Annotated in this window: 11 protein-coding genes and 1 pseudogene; 6 read left to right on the top strand and 6 right to left on the bottom strand. The window is 71.1% G+C overall.

Annotated elements, in window-relative coordinates:
- The first annotated feature begins 91 nt into the window (after positions 1–91).
- From ACFVTC_RS25815 to ACFVTC_RS25805, 3 genes are all read left to right on the top strand, one after another.
- Entirely contained in the window at positions 92–775 is a 684-nt protein-coding gene (locus ACFVTC_RS25815) for a TetR/AcrR family transcriptional regulator (protein WP_390130746.1), read from the top strand.
- Positions 772–1,536 carry an SDR family NAD(P)-dependent oxidoreductase gene (locus ACFVTC_RS25810; RefSeq protein WP_390130745.1) on the top strand — a complete coding sequence of 255 codons (765 nt, stop codon included), beginning with the start codon at positions 772–774 and terminating at the stop codon, positions 1,534–1,536. The genes ACFVTC_RS25815 and ACFVTC_RS25810 overlap by 4 nt, the downstream gene beginning before the upstream one ends.
- 189 nt (positions 1,537–1,725) lie before the next feature.
- Positions 1,726–2,604, top strand: a complete 879-nt coding sequence (locus ACFVTC_RS25805) for an ABC transporter substrate-binding protein (protein ID WP_390130743.1) — start codon at positions 1,726–1,728, stop codon at positions 2,602–2,604.
- Positions 2,605–2,951: 347 nt separating this feature from the next.
- Here ACFVTC_RS25805 and ACFVTC_RS25800 read toward each other — a convergent pair whose 3' ends face one another.
- The 3 genes from ACFVTC_RS25800 to ACFVTC_RS25790 all read right to left on the bottom strand — a co-directional run bounded on the left by ACFVTC_RS25800 (position 2,952) and on the right by ACFVTC_RS25790 (position 11,686).
- Entirely contained in the window at positions 2,952–9,977 is a 7,026-nt protein-coding gene (locus tag ACFVTC_RS25800) for a glycoside hydrolase domain-containing protein (protein WP_390130741.1), read from the bottom strand.
- A gap of 555 nt (positions 9,978–10,532) precedes the next feature.
- Positions 10,533–11,195 carry a hypothetical protein gene (locus ACFVTC_RS25795; protein ID WP_390130739.1) on the bottom strand — a complete coding sequence of 221 codons (663 nt, stop codon included), beginning with the start codon at positions 11,193–11,195 and terminating at the stop codon, positions 10,533–10,535.
- A complete protein-coding gene (locus ACFVTC_RS25790; RefSeq protein WP_390130737.1) occupies positions 11,192–11,686 on the bottom strand; it encodes a sigma-70 family RNA polymerase sigma factor in 495 nt (164 codons plus the stop codon). The genes ACFVTC_RS25795 and ACFVTC_RS25790 overlap by 4 nt, the downstream gene beginning before the upstream one ends.
- A 136-nt stretch (positions 11,687–11,822) precedes the next feature.
- Between ACFVTC_RS25790 and ACFVTC_RS25785 the strand changes: the two are divergent.
- The 3 genes and pseudogenes from ACFVTC_RS25785 (at position 11,823) to ACFVTC_RS25775 (ending at position 13,402) form a co-directional block, all read left to right on the top strand.
- Positions 11,823–12,549 (top strand): annotated as a pseudogene (locus ACFVTC_RS25785) (MerR family transcriptional regulator).
- Positions 12,550–12,650: 101 nt separating this feature from the next.
- Positions 12,651–13,127: a hypothetical protein gene (locus ACFVTC_RS25780; RefSeq protein WP_390130735.1), complete on the top strand. Its 477-nt coding sequence runs from the start codon at positions 12,651–12,653 to the stop codon at positions 13,125–13,127.
- Positions 13,128–13,186: 59 nt separating this feature from the next.
- Positions 13,187–13,402: a hypothetical protein gene (locus ACFVTC_RS25775; protein WP_390130733.1), complete on the top strand. Its 216-nt coding sequence runs from the start codon at positions 13,187–13,189 to the stop codon at positions 13,400–13,402.
- A 92-nt stretch (positions 13,403–13,494) separates the two neighbouring features.
- Here the strand turns inward: ACFVTC_RS25775 and ACFVTC_RS25770 are convergent, their stop codons facing one another.
- The 3 genes from ACFVTC_RS25770 to ACFVTC_RS25760 form a co-directional block, all read right to left on the bottom strand.
- Positions 13,495–14,382, bottom strand: a complete 888-nt coding sequence (locus ACFVTC_RS25770) for an NAD-dependent protein deacetylase (protein WP_390130731.1) — start codon at positions 14,380–14,382, stop codon at positions 13,495–13,497.
- Positions 14,383–14,428: 46 nt separating this feature from the next.
- Positions 14,429–15,106: a hypothetical protein gene (locus tag ACFVTC_RS25765; protein WP_390130730.1), complete on the bottom strand. Its 678-nt coding sequence runs from the start codon at positions 15,104–15,106 to the stop codon at positions 14,429–14,431.
- 329 nt (positions 15,107–15,435) lie between these two features.
- Positions 15,436–15,867: a universal stress protein gene (locus ACFVTC_RS25760; protein ID WP_390130728.1), complete on the bottom strand. Its 432-nt coding sequence runs from the start codon at positions 15,865–15,867 to the stop codon at positions 15,436–15,438.
- Positions 15,868–15,982: the final 115 nt, after the last annotated feature.

The raw sequence follows: 15,982 nt of genomic DNA, 5'->3' as shown, positions 1-15,982 counted from the left end.
GCAAGGGCGCCCGGCGTCCGCGGTGTCGCCGGGACCCCCTTCGCCTCGGTCCGCTTCTCATGCCTTGACAGCGGAGGAACGGAAAGCAAGCATGGAAACTATGGAAACTCAAGCAGTTTCGCAAGTTTCCGAGAAGGGCGAGCGGCGTGCCGACGTGATCGTGGAGGCTGCCGGCCGACTGTTCTTCGCACCGGGTCTCGCCCGCGTGAGCATGGACGATCTCGCCCGTGAGCTCGGGATGAGCAAGAAGACGATCTACCGTCACTTCCCGGACAAGCGCAGCCTGCTGACCGCGGTGCTCGACCGGCAGTTCGCGGCGGTGGAGGCCAAGCTGATGGCTGCTGCCGCGGAGACGGAAGGCCGGCCGTTCGGCGTGCGGGTGCAGCGGTTCCTGCTCGCGGCGGGCGGTGAGCTCGGACGCATCGGCGCGGCCCAACTCGCCTCGGGGGTGGGCGATGTGATGCTCCGCCAGTACGTGGAGCAGCGTGTGGACGCGGTGGTCTACGGACGGCTCGACGAACTGTTCCGTGAAGGGCACCGGCAGGGTCTGCTGGCGACGGCGCCCGAGTTGCTCGGTGAGATCACCCGCGGCGCGGTGGAGCGGCTGCTCAGCTCGCAGTTGCCGCGCGAACTCGACTGGACCGCGGCCGATCTGCTGCGGGCGACCGTGGACACCGTGCTCCACGGGGCGATACGCCCGGCACATCCCGACGACGCACGACGCGAGGCGGTCATTCCGACAGCCCGCGATGACCAGCAGGAGGTGAGCTCATGACCGGGGCTACCGGCAGGGTGGCATTGGTGACAGGGGCCAGCAGCGGAATCGGTGCGGCCACCGCGAGCCTTCTGGCGGCGCGGGGGATGCGCGTGGTGGTCAACTACCTCCGCAACGCCACGGCGGCCGAGGAGGTCGTGGCCGGCATCGAGGCCGCGGGCGGCCGGGCCATGGCCGTGCAGGCAGACGTGCGCGAGGTGGCCGCGATCGACAGCATGGTCGAGCAGGTACGGGCGACCTGGGGCGGCGTGGACGTGCTCGTGCACAACGCGCTGATCCCGTTCGCGGTCAAGTCGTTCCAGGACATGACGTGGGACGAACTGGGCGGCAAGCTCGACGCGGAGATGCACGCGGCGTTCGCGGTCACGAAAGCGGTCCTGCCCGCCATGGCCGCACAGGGCTGGGGACGTCTCATCTACATCAGTACCGGCCTCAGCCGCCGGCCGCGGGAGAACATGATCGCCCTGGGCACGGCCAAGGCCGCACTGGAGCAGTTCGCCCGGTACGTCGCCCAGGAACTGGGCCCGCAGGGCATCACGGTCAACATCGTCGCGGCCGGCCCGGTGGAGGACACCCGCATGGCCCGCATGACGGATGTGTTCGACGACGCGCACAAGCAGCGGCAGATCGCCGCCACTCCTCTGGGCCGCCTGGCCCATCCGGACGACGTCGCCCAGGCGATCGCCTTCTACGCCGCCGAGGACAACTCCTTCATGACCGGAACCACGGCCGCGGTCAACGGCGGGATGGCCATGTACTGACACCCGTCCGTCCCGCACGCACGGCGCCGCACCACCACCCGGATCCGTCAGTGGGCTCTCGGCTCTCGGCTTTCGGCTTTCGGCCGCACCGCTTCCAGCACACCGTCACCAAGGCACCACGGGCCGCGGCGCCCTCCCCCTGCGGCACGCACGGGCACAGCGCGGCTACACGATCAAGGAAAGGCGTTCATGCACACGATCGATCTCGCCTACGTCGGGCGGGGCCTGCACGAGGAACTGGCCGCCTACATCGCCGACCAGCAGGACTACTACGCCGACGAGGGCGTCCACGTCGCACTGCGCGACGGCTGCACCTGGGGCGAAGAGCGGCTGCGCCGCGGCGCCACCATCGGACTCGGCAGGGCACTGCTGTCCCGCCTGACCGACGGCACCCCCTGGGTCGCGCTCAACGTCAACACCGCCCGCCCGCTGTTCTGGTTCCTCGCCCGCCCCGGCCTGACCTCGCTGGCCGACCTGGCCGGCCGGCGACTGGCGGTCCACGCCCCGCACACCGCACCCGGTTGTTTCACCCGGATCGTGCTGCGCCGGGCCGGTCTCGACCCCGACCGCGACCTCCACACCGTCGTCCGCCCGCCCGGCGACTACGGCATGGACCTGCGCCTGCTGCACGAGGGCAAGATCGACGCCGCCCTGGTCGGCAGCACCATGGCACCGGAGGCCGTGGCCGCCGAACACGGCTGGAACGTACTGGCATGGGTCGGCGACCACCTCCAGATCCCCACCGTGGGCCTGGCCGTCGACCCCACGTACACGGACCCGGACGGCCCCGCCGTCCAGGCCGTCCTACGAGCCCACCGGCGTGCTCTGCAGGTGATCCGCAACGACCCCGACACCACGGTGCGGCACATGCGGACGTTCCTCGGCGGACACACCGCGGACGAGGTCCGGGCCCACTACGACACGTTCATCGCCCCGCATTTCACGACGGACGGCCAGGCCGACCTCACCGTCGGAGCCGCCGCGATCACCGCGGTCGCCGCCGAACTCGGCGTCCCCGCCACCGTGACCGCCGCCGAGTTCTACCGCACCGCGGCCACCACACCGTAGGGTCGACGGCCCCGCGGTCGACCGCGTCGACCCGCCTGCCGTCGGCCCCGAGGCCGGCCGCCGTGACGCAAGTCAGCGACGGCGCCGCTCCGTTGCCCGCCGATCCCGTCGCCCTGGACATCTCCACGGGGACCGCCGGCGACGGCCTCCGCTCCTTCGCACAACCCCCGGCCAATGCCCGAACCCTCCGGGACCGACGATCCGGGCGTCAACGGCCGTGCCGTCACGACAACGGCCCCTCCGCAAGAACCTCAGTGGTTCTTCCGGAGGGGCCGGCCGTACGGCTGTGACACCCGAAGCCCGGCAGGATCCCGCCCCGGCTTCGCGGCTCACGGCGCGTCAGGCGGTCACATCGTGCCCTTCACCCCGCGAACACCCATGGGTCGCGCCCACTCCGCGCCCGGCGACCAGATTCCGGCGCCGCCGACGAGTCCCGCGCCGGTGCCTGCGGCTCCCGGCAGACCGGAGAGGGACCACAGGCTCGCCCCTTCGGCGTCGCGGTATCCGCTGGTGCCGCCGGCCGCGACCGGCCGGTCGTCCCGGTCCGTGGGCTGGAACCGGACCGTATAGGTCCGGATGACCGAACCGTTGGCCGAGGTCACCTTGATGGTGCGGGTCGTGAACTTGTGCCCGCTCGACGAGAGGACCGAACTGCCGTCGGTGACCTTCACCCGCGCGCCGGGCTGGGCCGGCACGGCGGAGACGGCCGGGATCCTGGCGTTCTTCGGCCAGTCGACGACGTATGTGGACACGTTCGGGTCGAACCCGTCGATCGCCGTACCTCCGACGGTGACCGCCTTCGCGTCGGCGACACTGGCCTTGGTGGCGTCCGCGAAGTTCTTCACCGTGACCGACCCGTCGGCGCCCACGACCACCTTCGCCGCCATGGCCGCCGCGAGGTTGATCCGCTGCCAGCTCGCTCCGCCGTCGGCGGTGAGGTCGAGCGGGTAACCGGAGTCCGTCGCGGTCTGCTCCAGGATCTGGGTGCGCTGCTCGGTGGTGAGGTCCGGGAAGGCCGTGATCAGCAGCGCCGCCGCGTCGGACGGCGTCTTGAGAGCCTGCCCGGCCTTGCCCACCTGGGAGAACCCGTAGGTCAGGCGCCGCGTGTACAGGTCGACGTCCTGCGCCTTGCTCAGACCGGCGTACGAGTCGCCCTCGCAGGCCGCGAGCGTGTCGCCGTATCCCTCCTTCTCGCACTGCGCGAGCAGCACGTTCTCCATCTCGGTGTGGGCCTGGGTCAGCAACTTCGCGAAGTCGGGGTCCGCCCACCGGTGCGCCACGGTGGCCTGGCCGGAGATCCGGCCGCCCATGACGTCCAGCGGGTAGTGGAACCCGAGCACGATGCGGTTGTCCCCGTACTCGGAGGTACGCGCGAGGATCGACGGGGCCAGCTCCGGCAGGAGCGTGGCCAGGATGGTGCCGGCCTCGTAGCCGCCGTAGGTGTGGCCGCTCGGGTAGGAGCCGCTGGTGGCGAGGCTGCCGAACGAGCCGTCCTGCGACTCGTAGACGGAACCGCCGTCGCCGACGAACCCGAGGCGCACGTACGGGCGCAGGTAGCCGTAGTGGTTCTTCGCCGCGTCGACCTTGTCGAGGTTCTGCGTGACGCGGGAGAACAGGGCGTCGGTCTTGGGCAGTTGACCGCCCTTCAGGGCGTCGCCGTAGATCTGGCCGAGCCTGGATCCGAGGCTGTCGGCCATCGTGACGGTGGAGCTGTTCGTCGCGTCGACCTCGGCCCGGTCCACCTCCTTCTGTGTCGCCGCGTTGTTGATCCGCACGGCGATCCGGTCGTTCTCAGCGGTCGGCCGCGTGCCCTGGGACACCTTGGTGTTGGCGCCGAGGATGCCGGAGCCGAGGTCACCGATACCGTTGAGCAGGTCGTAGAAGTAGTCGGTCCCGTCGCCGGTCCCCGGCCACTTGTCCGACGTGTAGGCCGCGTTCAGCGTCTCGGCCGGGAAGGGGGACGGCACGTACGACGGGTCGGAGGCGTCCGCCGGGGCGGTCGCGACGGAGTTGTCCGCCGGGTCGGTGACGACGGGGTCGTCCGAGGTGCCGGCCAGGGTGATCGCGGTGACGGTGGCCGTATGCGCCTTCGCCTTGCCCGCGGTCGTGAGCAGCGCCGTGTCCGTCGTGGCGGAGAGGTGCGCGGTGGTTCCGTCGCCGAGGGCCACGGTGTAGCCGATGACCGGGAACCCGCCGTCGCCGGCCGGCCGCCAGGTCACCCGGACCTGCTTGCCGTCGGTGACCACGCCCGTGACGGTCGGCTTCTGCGGCTTGCCGCCCGCGGTCACCACGGGCGCGGTGGCGGCGCTCGGGCTCGAGGTACCGACCGTGTTCACCGCGCGGACGCGTGCCGTGTACGACTTGCCCGCCCGCAGCCAGGTGAACGTCGTGCTCCGGCTGTCCGGATCGCGGATCTCGACCTGGTGGCCGTCGTCCAGAGTGACCTTGTAGCCGGTGACCGGTGAGCCGCCGGTGTCCTTGGGCGCGGCCCAGGCGACGGTCACGCTCGTGCCGGACGACGTCGCCGACACCGTGTCAGGCGTGGCAGGCACCGTCCTGGGCTTCGTGGCGAGCGCGGACATGGCCCGCTGGAGCGCGTCGTACCGCGCCCCCAGGGTCGCGTCCGTGGCCGTGTCGCTCGCGACCTCGGTCCTCGCCTCGGCGAGTGCGTGGGTGAACGCCTTCCACGACGCGTCCGTGTAGCGCGCGTCCTGGAGGGCCGACGCGGTCGTGACCAGGTCCTCAAGTCGCAGTCTCGGCACCGGGATGAGCTGCTTGGCGGCGAGGGTGAGGCTGCGGGTCCGGGTGTCGACCTCGAGCTGGGTCACGCCGTCGGCGTCGACGAGGGTGCGGGCGGCGGCGAGTTCGCGCCGGTACACACCGAAGTCGATCGTGTCGTAGCGCGCCGCGTCGGCGGAGAGCCCCTCGTACTGCTCGATCGCCTTCCGCAGGGCGGACTTGTCCGTGACGGCGGGTGTCTCGACGTGGTTGAAGGTGATCCGGCCCAGGTTCGCGACGTACGGGTGCGAGGAGTCCGGGGTCGTCGTCAGCCGCAGGTGGACGGTGTGCGTGCCGGTGATCGCCTTGGGCAGCGTCAGACTGGTCGTCCCTCCGGACGACCACGCGGCTCCCGTGACCGGCAGCGGTACGGTCGCGTACGGCGTGCCGGGGTTGGCCGTGTCGAAGGAGTCCAGGTAGAGCTGGACGGCGGAACCGGTGCCGCAGCGGGCGGAGTTGTTGACGTAGGTGATCGTGACGGTGCTCTTCGGGGAGGCGCCGAAGTCGACGTCCCCGTAGGTGAGCCAGGCTCCGTTGTAGGTGCCGCCGAGGTCGGTGGTGGAGCCCGAGCCGGTCCAGCCGACCGGCTCGCTCTTGAGCCCGCCGCCGCTGTTCGCGCGGAACGCGGTGGCGTCGAAACCGACGGGGGCGTTGGTGTCCTGCGTCAGCGTCAGCGAGTAGACGTTGCCCACGTAGGGCTGGGACGCGGACTGCGTGCTGGAGACGAAGTCGGCGTACACGTCCTGGACACCGCTGAAGACGCTCGGGTCGAGACGCACGCTCGTGGTGGCGATGGTTCCCCAGCCCGCACCGCTGTAGTCGAGCGGGACGGACACGGTCTTCGGGCCGTCCTTCGAACCCAGGTGCAGTTCGATGTGCGAGTCCGAGGCCGCACGCGACTGGGGCTTGTCATAGCGGACGGTGACGGTGTCGGCGCCGTCGCGGAGGTCGGTGTCCTTCCATTCGGCCCACGCGCCGTTCGTCACGTTCTCGAAGATGCCGTTCGAGAGGTTGAGCGGGGCCGAACCGCCGCCGGTCGCGGTGCTGTTGACCGCGGACAGCGTGGCGAGCGTGGTCGTCGGGGACGTGGAGACCTCGTACGGCGAGAACTGGTACCAGTCGAAGTTCGACACCCACTGCTGGCCGGCCGGCGCGTGGAACACGAGCGTCGCGCTCGACGCGTTCAGCAGGGCGTCCGGGTCGGTGACGGCCGCCTGCACCGTGCTGTAGTACTGCCAGCCGCCGGTTCCGGGGAGCTGGACGGTGGCGACGACGGGACCGTCGGCGGCGCCGGCGTGGATGTCGACGCTGCTCGGCTTCGCGTTGGTCGCCTGCGAGTTGGCGTAGCGGACCGAGACGGTCCGCGGGGCGACCCCGCCGAAGTCCAGCTTGGAGTAGCGCTCCCACGAGCCCTCGGTGACGCCACCGAGGTTGCCGTCCGAGTTGTTCCGCTCACTGACGAGGCTGGGGCCCTCCTTCTGGTCGGGGGACTCGGCCTGCAGGACGGCGTAGCCGCCCTCGTCGATGGTGAGCGTGTCGACCGCGGACCGCAGCGCGTCGTTTGCGGCCATGATCGTGCCCGTCGCGGAGGCGGTGTCCGCGAGGACGGTCCGCGCGCGTTCGAGCGCCGACCGGAACAGGTTCCAGGAACCGTCGGAGTAATTGCCGCTGCGCACCAGGGACGCCTGGTCGACGAGTGCGCCGAGGGCCTCGCGGTGCACCGCGGCGGCGGAGATGACGAGCGGGTCGGTCGGGGATATTCCGGTGCCGCGCACCGTCGAGGCCCGCACGCCGTGGGCGAAGGCCGCGTCGGCGAACGTGATGCCGAGGTGCGCGTCGACCTGCGTGGTGCCGGTGAGCGACAGCGTGGCCGTGCGCGAGCCGGTGACACGGAGGTCCGCGGTGACACCGCCCGGCAGGCCGGTCACGGTCGCCGCCCCCGTCCTGGTGAGGCTCGTTCCCTTGCGGGCGGCGAAGGACGCCGGTCCGGACAGGGTGAGCCGCACGCCGCCGTCGACGGTGCCGTCCGCGGCGGTGCGCACGGTGCCGGGACGGGCGGAGACGACGGTGTCGCCCTTGCCCGTTCCCGCGCCGCCGTCACCCGTGTCGCCCGAGTCGGTGTTCAGGGAGTACGCCGGCTTCGTGCGGGCGCCCCACTGTGAGGGCTTGGAACCCATGGTGAAGTCCAGGGTCCCGCCGGAGATGATCTGCGAGTAGTCGAGCCACGTGTTGTCGAACCGCTTGCCGTTGAGGGTCGCGCTCTGCACGTAGTAGTCGCTCGGCGACACGCCGTCGGCCTTGACCGTGAACCGGCTGCCGTTGGCGTAGCTGATCGTCGTGGAGTCGAAGAACGGGCTGCCGATCTGGAACTGGCTGGAACCGGCGGTCACCGGGAACAGGCCCAGGGCGGCACCGACGAACATGGTCGACATGGTGCCGGCGTCGTTGTCCATGGTCGGCAGGAAGCCGTTCGGGGAGAGCTTGTAGACCTGGGTCTTGACCGGCGGGGTGAACTGACCGCCGGAGCTGGGGGCTTCGTTCGTGGAACCCGTCGCGATGTAGCGGTTCCAGGTCGTGCCGGTGTAGATGGCACGCACCCACTTCTGGGTCAGGCTCGGCTCACCGACGTAGTTGAAGAGGTACGGAGCCTGAAGGTCGATCTCGTTCGCGTTGGAGTGCAGCATGGTCGAGCCGTCGTCGACGCCGGAGTCCTCGCCGAACATGTGCTTGACCGCGGCCTTGCCGGCCTTGTCTCCGCCCATGGCCTTGATGAGGCCGCCCATGTCGTAGGCGTCGTACCAGTGGTACTGCCAGAGCGTGCCCTGGTACAGGCCGGCCGCCTCGAACTTCTCGTAGTCCACGCCCTGCCAGTCGCCGCCGGACGCGCGCGGGGTGAGCAGACCGACCTTGGTGCCGGCGGCCGCGGTCCAGGCGTCGGACTTCACGAGGTTGTCGATCGCCATGGTCGACTGGGTACGCAGCTTCTTCGCGTCCGCCTTCTTGCCGAGCGCGTCGGCGATGACGGAGAGAGCCCACTGGTCGTAGCCACGCTGGACGGTCGTACCGGGATCCCCGGTGACGTACCCCTGACGAAGTTGCGCCCCTGTGTAGTACCCGGAGTAGGCCAACAGCGCCGGGTACGCCTCGTCGAGCCGGTCGAAGTTCTTGAAGCCCTTCGACAGCGCGTCGGCGACCAGCACGGCCGAGCGCTCCCAGCGCACGGTCAGGACCGAGTGGGTGAGGCTGCCGAGGCTCTTGCCGGAGGCGCGCGCGTCGGCGAAGAGCTCGACGAGCGACTGCACCATGTCCCGGTAGGTGGCCGGGTCGATGTACGCCTCGACGGAGTACTTGCGGAAGTCGTCCCAGGTGGACCAACCGTCGTAGTACGTGAAGCCGTTCGCCTTGTGCACCGCTCCGTCGGCGCCGCGGTACGTCCCGCTGGTGCTGGTGGCGTTCACCGGCAGCGCGTACATGCGGTAGAGGTGCGTGTAGAACTCCTTGGTGAGCGTCGACCCGGGGTCGGACTTCGCCGAGGAGCGCACGTCGACCGCGCCGAGCGCGCTGTTCCAGGCCGCCTTCGTCTGCGCGCGGGCCTGGTCGAAGGTGAGCTTGCCCACCTCGTTCCGCTGGTCGGTCGCCGCCTGTTCCGCGCTGATCGGCGACAGCGTGATGCGCAGTTCGACGTCGTTCCCGGCGGCCTTGTCGAACCCGAGGACCGCGCCGGTGTCGGAGCCGTCCTGCGTGGTCGCGTCGCTCAGCCTGCCGTCGTTGCCCCAGCTCTTCAGCGAGGTCACCGGGACGTTCGTGGTGGCGTTGTAGTACAGCTGGTAGGCGGCGCCGTTGAACGATCCCGCGATGAGCCCGGAGATCGAGGAGGTCCCGTCGGGGAGCTTCGTCGCCTTCATCGTCGAACGGGTGCGGCTGGTGAAGTTGTTCGCCAGGTCCAGGACGAGTTCGGGGTTCGACCCGGCGGGGAAGCTGTACCGTTCGAGCGCCGTGCGCGTCGTCGCGGTCATCTCCGCCTTGACGGTGCCGGGGTCCTGCGTCACCGACGACGCGGTCCCGGAGAGCGATCCGAGCCCCACCTGGTAGGAACCGGGCGTCGCGCTCTCGTCGTCGTGGCGGTACGTGTGTGCGTACGTGCCGGGGGCGGGACGCTTGTCGTACTGCACGGAGGTCGGGACGACGAGCAGGTCGCCGCCGCCTCCCGAGCCGCCGACGCCGTCGAGGTTCGTCGCGGTGAAGCCCGCGATGTGGTCCTCGTTGTAGTCGTACCCGGTGTGGTTGCGGTCCGGCGTGGTCATCGGGTTGACCTTGGCCAGACCGTGCGGTGCCTGGGCGCCCGGCAGATCGTTGCCGTCGTCACCGGCGGTCGACACGAACGGGTCGACGAGTCGCGTGTAGTCCGTACCGCCGGACGTCCCCGCGGACTTGGTGGTGGCGGGCAACGCGGCGGCCGCGCCGCCACCCGCCAGTGCGGCGACGCCGAGCGCCCCGGTGAGCAGCGCGGCGACCGCCGCGCGCAGTGGCCGGCGGTGCCGCCCGGTTCTCGGAACGATCGCGCGGGGGACGGGTGGTTGGGATCTGATGGGCACGTAACCTCTCCAGCGTCGCTGTACGCACGCACGGTAGGGGCTCACCAGAAGACAACGTTGTCAGCTCGGGGCACCGGGCGTGCGACCCAGAGTGAGACGGAAGTGGACACCCAGGATTGCACCGTCTCACCGGATTGCACCCCGCCGCGTTCACGACCGTCCGCCATCAGACACGCAGAAGGCGTCCAGTGGGCGAACATCATTCGTACATCGTGCGCGCGCCGGGCGCCGCGAAGACGACGTGCGCGGCACCCGGTTGTGGAACCCCCGGGGTGAGGCACCGTCAGCCGATGCCTCTCGTGGGCCTCGTACGCCGGCGGACCTCGGCGCGGGACGAGCCCGTCGCCGGGCACCGGGGGCCCGCCGGTCCCCGGCCCGTCGGGACCCCTGAGCGGCCGCGAGCCCATCGGCCGGGCGCGGTGGGCGCGGTACGTCCCGGACCTGCTCTTCCGCGCGCCGTCCCCGCCGGACGGTGAAGTGACGGTCCGGGCCGGGTGCCGCCCAGATGGTGGCCGGGGCCGAAGCGCCGGGCGGCCTCTTCAAGCAGGGGTGGCCCTACCGGTACACGTGCTCCGGGGGTGCGACCGTGTCGCAGATCAGCTTGGTGTTCCTGGGCACCAGGCGCTCGACCGACCCGGGATTGCCGTGCACGGCCGCCAGTTGTGCCGGATCGAGGTAGCCGATGAACAGTTGGGTGTTCGGCGGCATGTGCTCCGGCTTGAAGATGAACGTGACCCTCCCGTCGTCCTCGCGCACTCCTTCCCGTACGCGATCCACCCCGGCTCCCTCGCCCGACGGGGTCAGTTTCCCGTCGTCGTCAGGTCCCTTGCAGAAGACACCGGTCTTGATGAGGACGGGGAACCCCGCCTTGCGCAGGGCCGCCTCCAGGCCGGCGTGGTCGGTGAAGTACCGCTGCTTGTCGAAGGTGGCGTGGATGGTCCCGTCCTTCTGGGTGTCCACGGTGTACGCGACGGTGTGGATGTGCACGTCCGCACCCGACGTGGCGACGGCCGGTGGCGCGGCCGACGGGCGCGAGAGGACCGACGCTCCGACGGCCAGGCCGGCGGTGAGAGCGACCGCGGTGACGCCCACGACCCGGCGGCGCCGCTTGCGTGCGTGCCCCTCGGCAACGATCTCCTCGACCGGCGTGGTGAGACGGACGTCGTCCAGTGAACGCTTCAGTGCGTCCAGCAGCCGGGTGGTTTCCGTGTCGTTCATGTCAGGTCCTCCTGTCGCGGTACGGATACGAGTTCCCCGCGCAACGCGGCGACGGCCCGCGCGAGATGGGCGGTCACGGTTCCCGGAGCGATCCCCAGGGCGTGGGCGGTGGCCGCGGTGTCCTGATCTAGGAAGACCCGGAACGCGACCACCTCCCGCTGCCGTCGCGGCAGTTGGCGCAGTGCGTTCAGCAACGTGGGGTCAAGTCCGGCGTCGGTGGCCGTGGGATCCACGACCTCGTGGTCCTCGGCCAGCCGCACCTCCCGCCGTCGGCGCCGCCACCAGGACACACGGGTGTTGAGCGCGGTCCGTACGACCCACGCCCGCGGTGACGGATGCCGGCCCACTTTCGTCCAGGACGTCCACGCGCGGGTGAAGGCCTCGGCCACCAGATCCTCGGCCAGTTGGCGGTCACCCACGCTCGCCAGGACTGCCCGCAGGCATACGTCCCGGTCGGCTTGGTAGAACTCCTCGAAATCCAGGTGCTTCACACTCCTCCTACGCTTTGGGGCCCCGATCCGCTTACCTACGGGACGCGAAGCCGCCGTCCTCCACAAGTGCCGAGGTCGGCATGGCCGCCCGTGCCGTACTTGACCTTGTCGCAGCGGCAGGGTTTCTACTGGCGGCATGCGCATCGGAGAGATCGCCGCGCTCGTGGGAGTCACTTCCCGAACCGTGCGGCACTACCATCACATCGGCCTTCTGCCTGAGCCGCTGCGGCAGGCCGACGGATACCGCGCGTACAGCCTTCGTGACACCGTTCTTCCCGCCCGGATCCGACGGCTGACCGAACTCGGGCTCTCCCTGGACGAGGTGAGGGACGTCCTCGCGGACGACGCCGGACGCGAACTGGCCGAGGTCCTGGGCGAACTCGACGCCGACCTGGCCCGCCAGGAGCACGAGGTCCAGCAGCGTCGCAGGGTGCCGGCAGGCTTGCTGGAAGGCCCGCTCACACCGGACGCGCCGCTGTCTCCCGCACTCGTCGAGCTCCTGAAGACCGCGCCCGCCACCGGATCGCCCGCAGCCGCCAAGGACCGCGAACTCCTGGCTCTGCTGGACGCGACAACCGGCGGGCACCCGGTGTGAGCGGCTCTGCGGCCGCTGGCCGAGGACCACCCCGCGATGCTCCGGCTGTACGACCGGCTGGACCAACTGAACGAAGCCGCGGTGGACGATCCGCGGATCGCGCCACTGGCCGGCGACCTGGCCGCGGCCGTGCCGGACGAGGTGGTGGCGGCGGTCCCGGACGGGGATCGCACAGGCGCTGCTCGCGGACTGCCCGCCCACCCAGGCCGAGATGGTGCGCCGGGTGCTGCCGGAGCTGACCGCCCGGATGAACCAGAGGCCGTCATGAGGACGCGGATCGCTCGGGCAGCCGTGTGGGTGTCGCTTCCCGCCGAGGCGGCTCTCCCGGTGTGCGCGGTCGCAGGCGTACGGATACCCGGAGCGGTTCTCGTGGGAGCCGAAGCGCTGGTGACGACCGTGCTCGCGGGGGAGGCCGTGGTCCTGTGGCGGCTCTACGCCACCGGACGACGGACCGGCGTGGGCCGCCGGGACGCCGCTGGGAAGTCGCCGCACACCCTGGTCCCGGTGGTCGCGTGCCGGCTCGTCGCGCACGAGGTCCGGGCCCTGCACGGCCTGGGCCTGTGGGTGCTGCGCCGACGCCACCAGGTCCCCGACGACGCACGGGCCGTGGCGTACACCGGACCCCGGACCGCCATGATGTACGGGCTGCTCTTCGTCTCCGTCATCGAAACCACCCTGCCGGCCATGGTGATCCCGTGGCCGCTCGTTCACGCGGTCCTGCTCGTCGCGGACGTGTACGCAGTGGTGCTGCTCCTCGCCCTGCGCGCGGGCTGCGTGGTCCGGCCCCATGTCGTGGGACCGGACGGCTCGCCGCGGCTGCGCTACGGCACGCTGTTCGACCTGTAGGTCCGGCCGCCGCCATCGCCACCGCCCGGGTCGAGCGGCGGTACCCGCACGGAGGGTTGGTGCGACTGAGCGCGGACGGGGTGCTCGACCTCGCCGTGGGCGGCCAGACCACGGCGACGGTGGAACCGACAGAACCGGTGGAGTTCGTACGGCCACTCGGTGCGCGGGGCTGCGCCCGCACTCTCCGGTTTCACGCCGACGACCCGCGTGTCACGGTCGCCGCGCTCACGCAGGCCCACACAGACCCGGCGGCGTGCCGGAATCAGCCCGTGTGAACCGGGCCCCGGCCGCGCTCCGTCGGTCGGGGCGCGCCGTCCGCGCCGCCGCCACGCTCGGGGGACCATCTGCCGCCGCCCACGCGACGGCCTCAGCCCACCAGCGGGATGTCCAGTCGGCCGGCCACGGTCGTGAGGGCTGCTCCCAGGGGAACCGCGACCCGGGTGAGGGCGTGCTGGTCGCCCCGGGTCGGGTCCCGGTTGACGATCAACACCGGCTTCCCGGCCTGGGCCGCCTCGCGGACGAACCGGAAACCGGACATCACCGTCAGCGACGAACCCAGCACCAGAAGCGACGTGGCGTCGCGGACCAGGCGGCGGCAGTGCTCGACCCGCGACGGTGGGACGGTCTCCCCGAAGAACACCACGTCCGGCTTGAGGATGCCGCCGCAGACCGTGCAGGGCACGACCTGGAAGTCGCCCACCTGTTCATCGGCGAGGTCGGCGTCACCGTCCGGGTTGATCGCCGCGGCCACCGGCTCGAAGCCCGGGTTGGCCTCCTCCAGACGCCGGGCGAGTTCACGGCGCGAGCTGGAGTCGCGGCAGGAGAGGCAGACGACGCGGTCCAGGCTTCCGTGGAGTTCCACGACACCCTCGCTGCCGGCGAACTGGTGCAGTCCGTCGACGTTCTGGGTGATCACCCCGGAGAGCAGGCCGTGCCGCCCGAACGCGGCGACAGCCCGGTGTCCGTCATTGGGGCGGGCGCGGCCGAAGGTCCGCCAGCCGAGGTGGCTGCGCGCCCAGTACCGACGGCGGGCCTGGGCGCCCGCGGTGAAGTCCTGGTAGGTCATCGGGGTGTGCCGGCTCAGGCTGCCGTTCTCTCCCCGGTAGTCGGGTATGCCCGACTCCGTGGAGATACCCGCTCCGCTGAGCACCAGCACACCGCCGGTGGTCAGCATGTCCGTGATCGGCGCCAGATCCATGGTGGCGGGCGGCAGGTCCCCGGTTGGAGTCCAGCTCAGAGTCGGGCGCATGCGCATGTTGCCAGGGTACGGGCACGATGAAACGGTGAGTGGGCCGGCACGATCACAGCCGCTCACCGCATGATCCTTTCCAGGACGCCGTGTCAGTCGGCCGCGACCCTTTCGGATTCGTCCGCCGGGGTACCGACGCGCAGCCACCGGTACCCGTAGAGGGCGGTTCGATGGGGAGCGGGCCGTCGTCGGGCACCGTGATCCCGGCATGTCCTTCGTCGAGCAGATCCGTGAGCCTTCCGCCGGGTCCGGCCTCGGGCAGCCGCAACCGCGCGGTGACGGGCCGGTCCGCGAAGTTGTGGACGGCCAGGATCGTCCCGTCGGTGGTGCACCCGATGTGTGCGAGCAGGGCGCGCTCCCCCGCCTCGACCACGCGGTACTCGCCCCAGGCCGGCTCGGGAGCCTCTCGGTAGCGCTCGGCGAACAGCCGGAACCCAGAACCGGCCCGGGTACATGGACGCGAGGCTGGCGACCGCCTGGGCGATGATCGCGGGATGGTAGCGCTGGCCGGGGCGTTCACCACGCCCAACGGCATCTGTTCGGCGGCCCGGAGCGCGGCGCCGAGCCATGACCAGGCGAATCCGGACTCCCCCGGGCGGACGCTCCACGGGGAGAAGCGGTCCGAGCACATGGCGGCGGCGAATCCCGCGTGTTCCGCCCGCACCACGGCGTCGAGCAGGTCCGCGGGCGGGACTTGTTCGTGCGGGGCCTGTAAGCCGTGGACAGTCATGCCGGGGCGGGTACCCTCCCGGCCGCCGCCCCTGAACGGCCGCGCGAAAGAGCCTCGAACCCCGGTGTACGCCGGCGGACCTGCCCCGATGACCCTCGACGGCTCGATCCTGTTCGGCGCCGGCGGCGAGCTCAGCACCCTGCCCGTCGAAGGCCGTCGAAGACGAGCCCCGGCCGCCGCCCCTGAACGGCCCCGCGGCAGGCTCGTCCGTCCCGGTCCGCCGGTGCACGGGTGGCCGGTGCCGGGCCGCCCCGGACATCACTTCCGGGGCGGGCCGTGGCCTCGTGGTCGGTGTCCGTCGCCTGACACCGGCGTGTTCCTCGGTGGGATCAGGCCTCCGTGCCGTCCTCCGGGGCCAGCAGGACTGCGGCGCGGCTCGCGTGCGCGACGGCGTCGCTGATCCGGGGGTTGAACAACGCCTCGACGGTTCCGCGGTGATGGGGGCTCAGCACGATGAGGTCGGCGTCGAACTCCGCCGCCGCCTCGGAGATGGCCGTGGCGATCTGGGTGGTCAGTCCGTGGGCGAGGGCCGCGTCGGCCTTGACACCCTTGTCGCGCAGCGCGGCCAGGGCCTCGTCGACGATGACCTTCGCCTGGGCGTCGTCCTCGAGCGGGACGACGGCCGCGAGGGTCGCGGTGGAGGCCACGACGTGCACGACCCGGACCTGTGCGTCCGACTGCCGGGCCAGGTCACCGGCCAGGCGTACTGCGGAGAGCCGGCTGGGGCTGGGATCGACGGCGACCAGGATGCGCTGGAACATGGAATCTTCTTTCCATTTTCTGGAAGATGTGGAGGATCTTCGCGGTGAGCGGTGACGCCGGAGGGCCGGTGTCACAAGGATCAACGTCCGGCGCGGCGCACGCCTTCCCGATTTC

This window comes from Streptomyces sp. NPDC057950, from assembly GCF_042887295.1.
Classification (GTDB): Bacteria; Actinomycetota; Actinomycetes; order Streptomycetales; family Streptomycetaceae; genus Streptomyces; species Streptomyces kaempferi.
The sequence above is the reverse complement of the archived record's forward strand: the minus strand, read 5'-3'. Positions and strand labels throughout refer to the sequence as shown.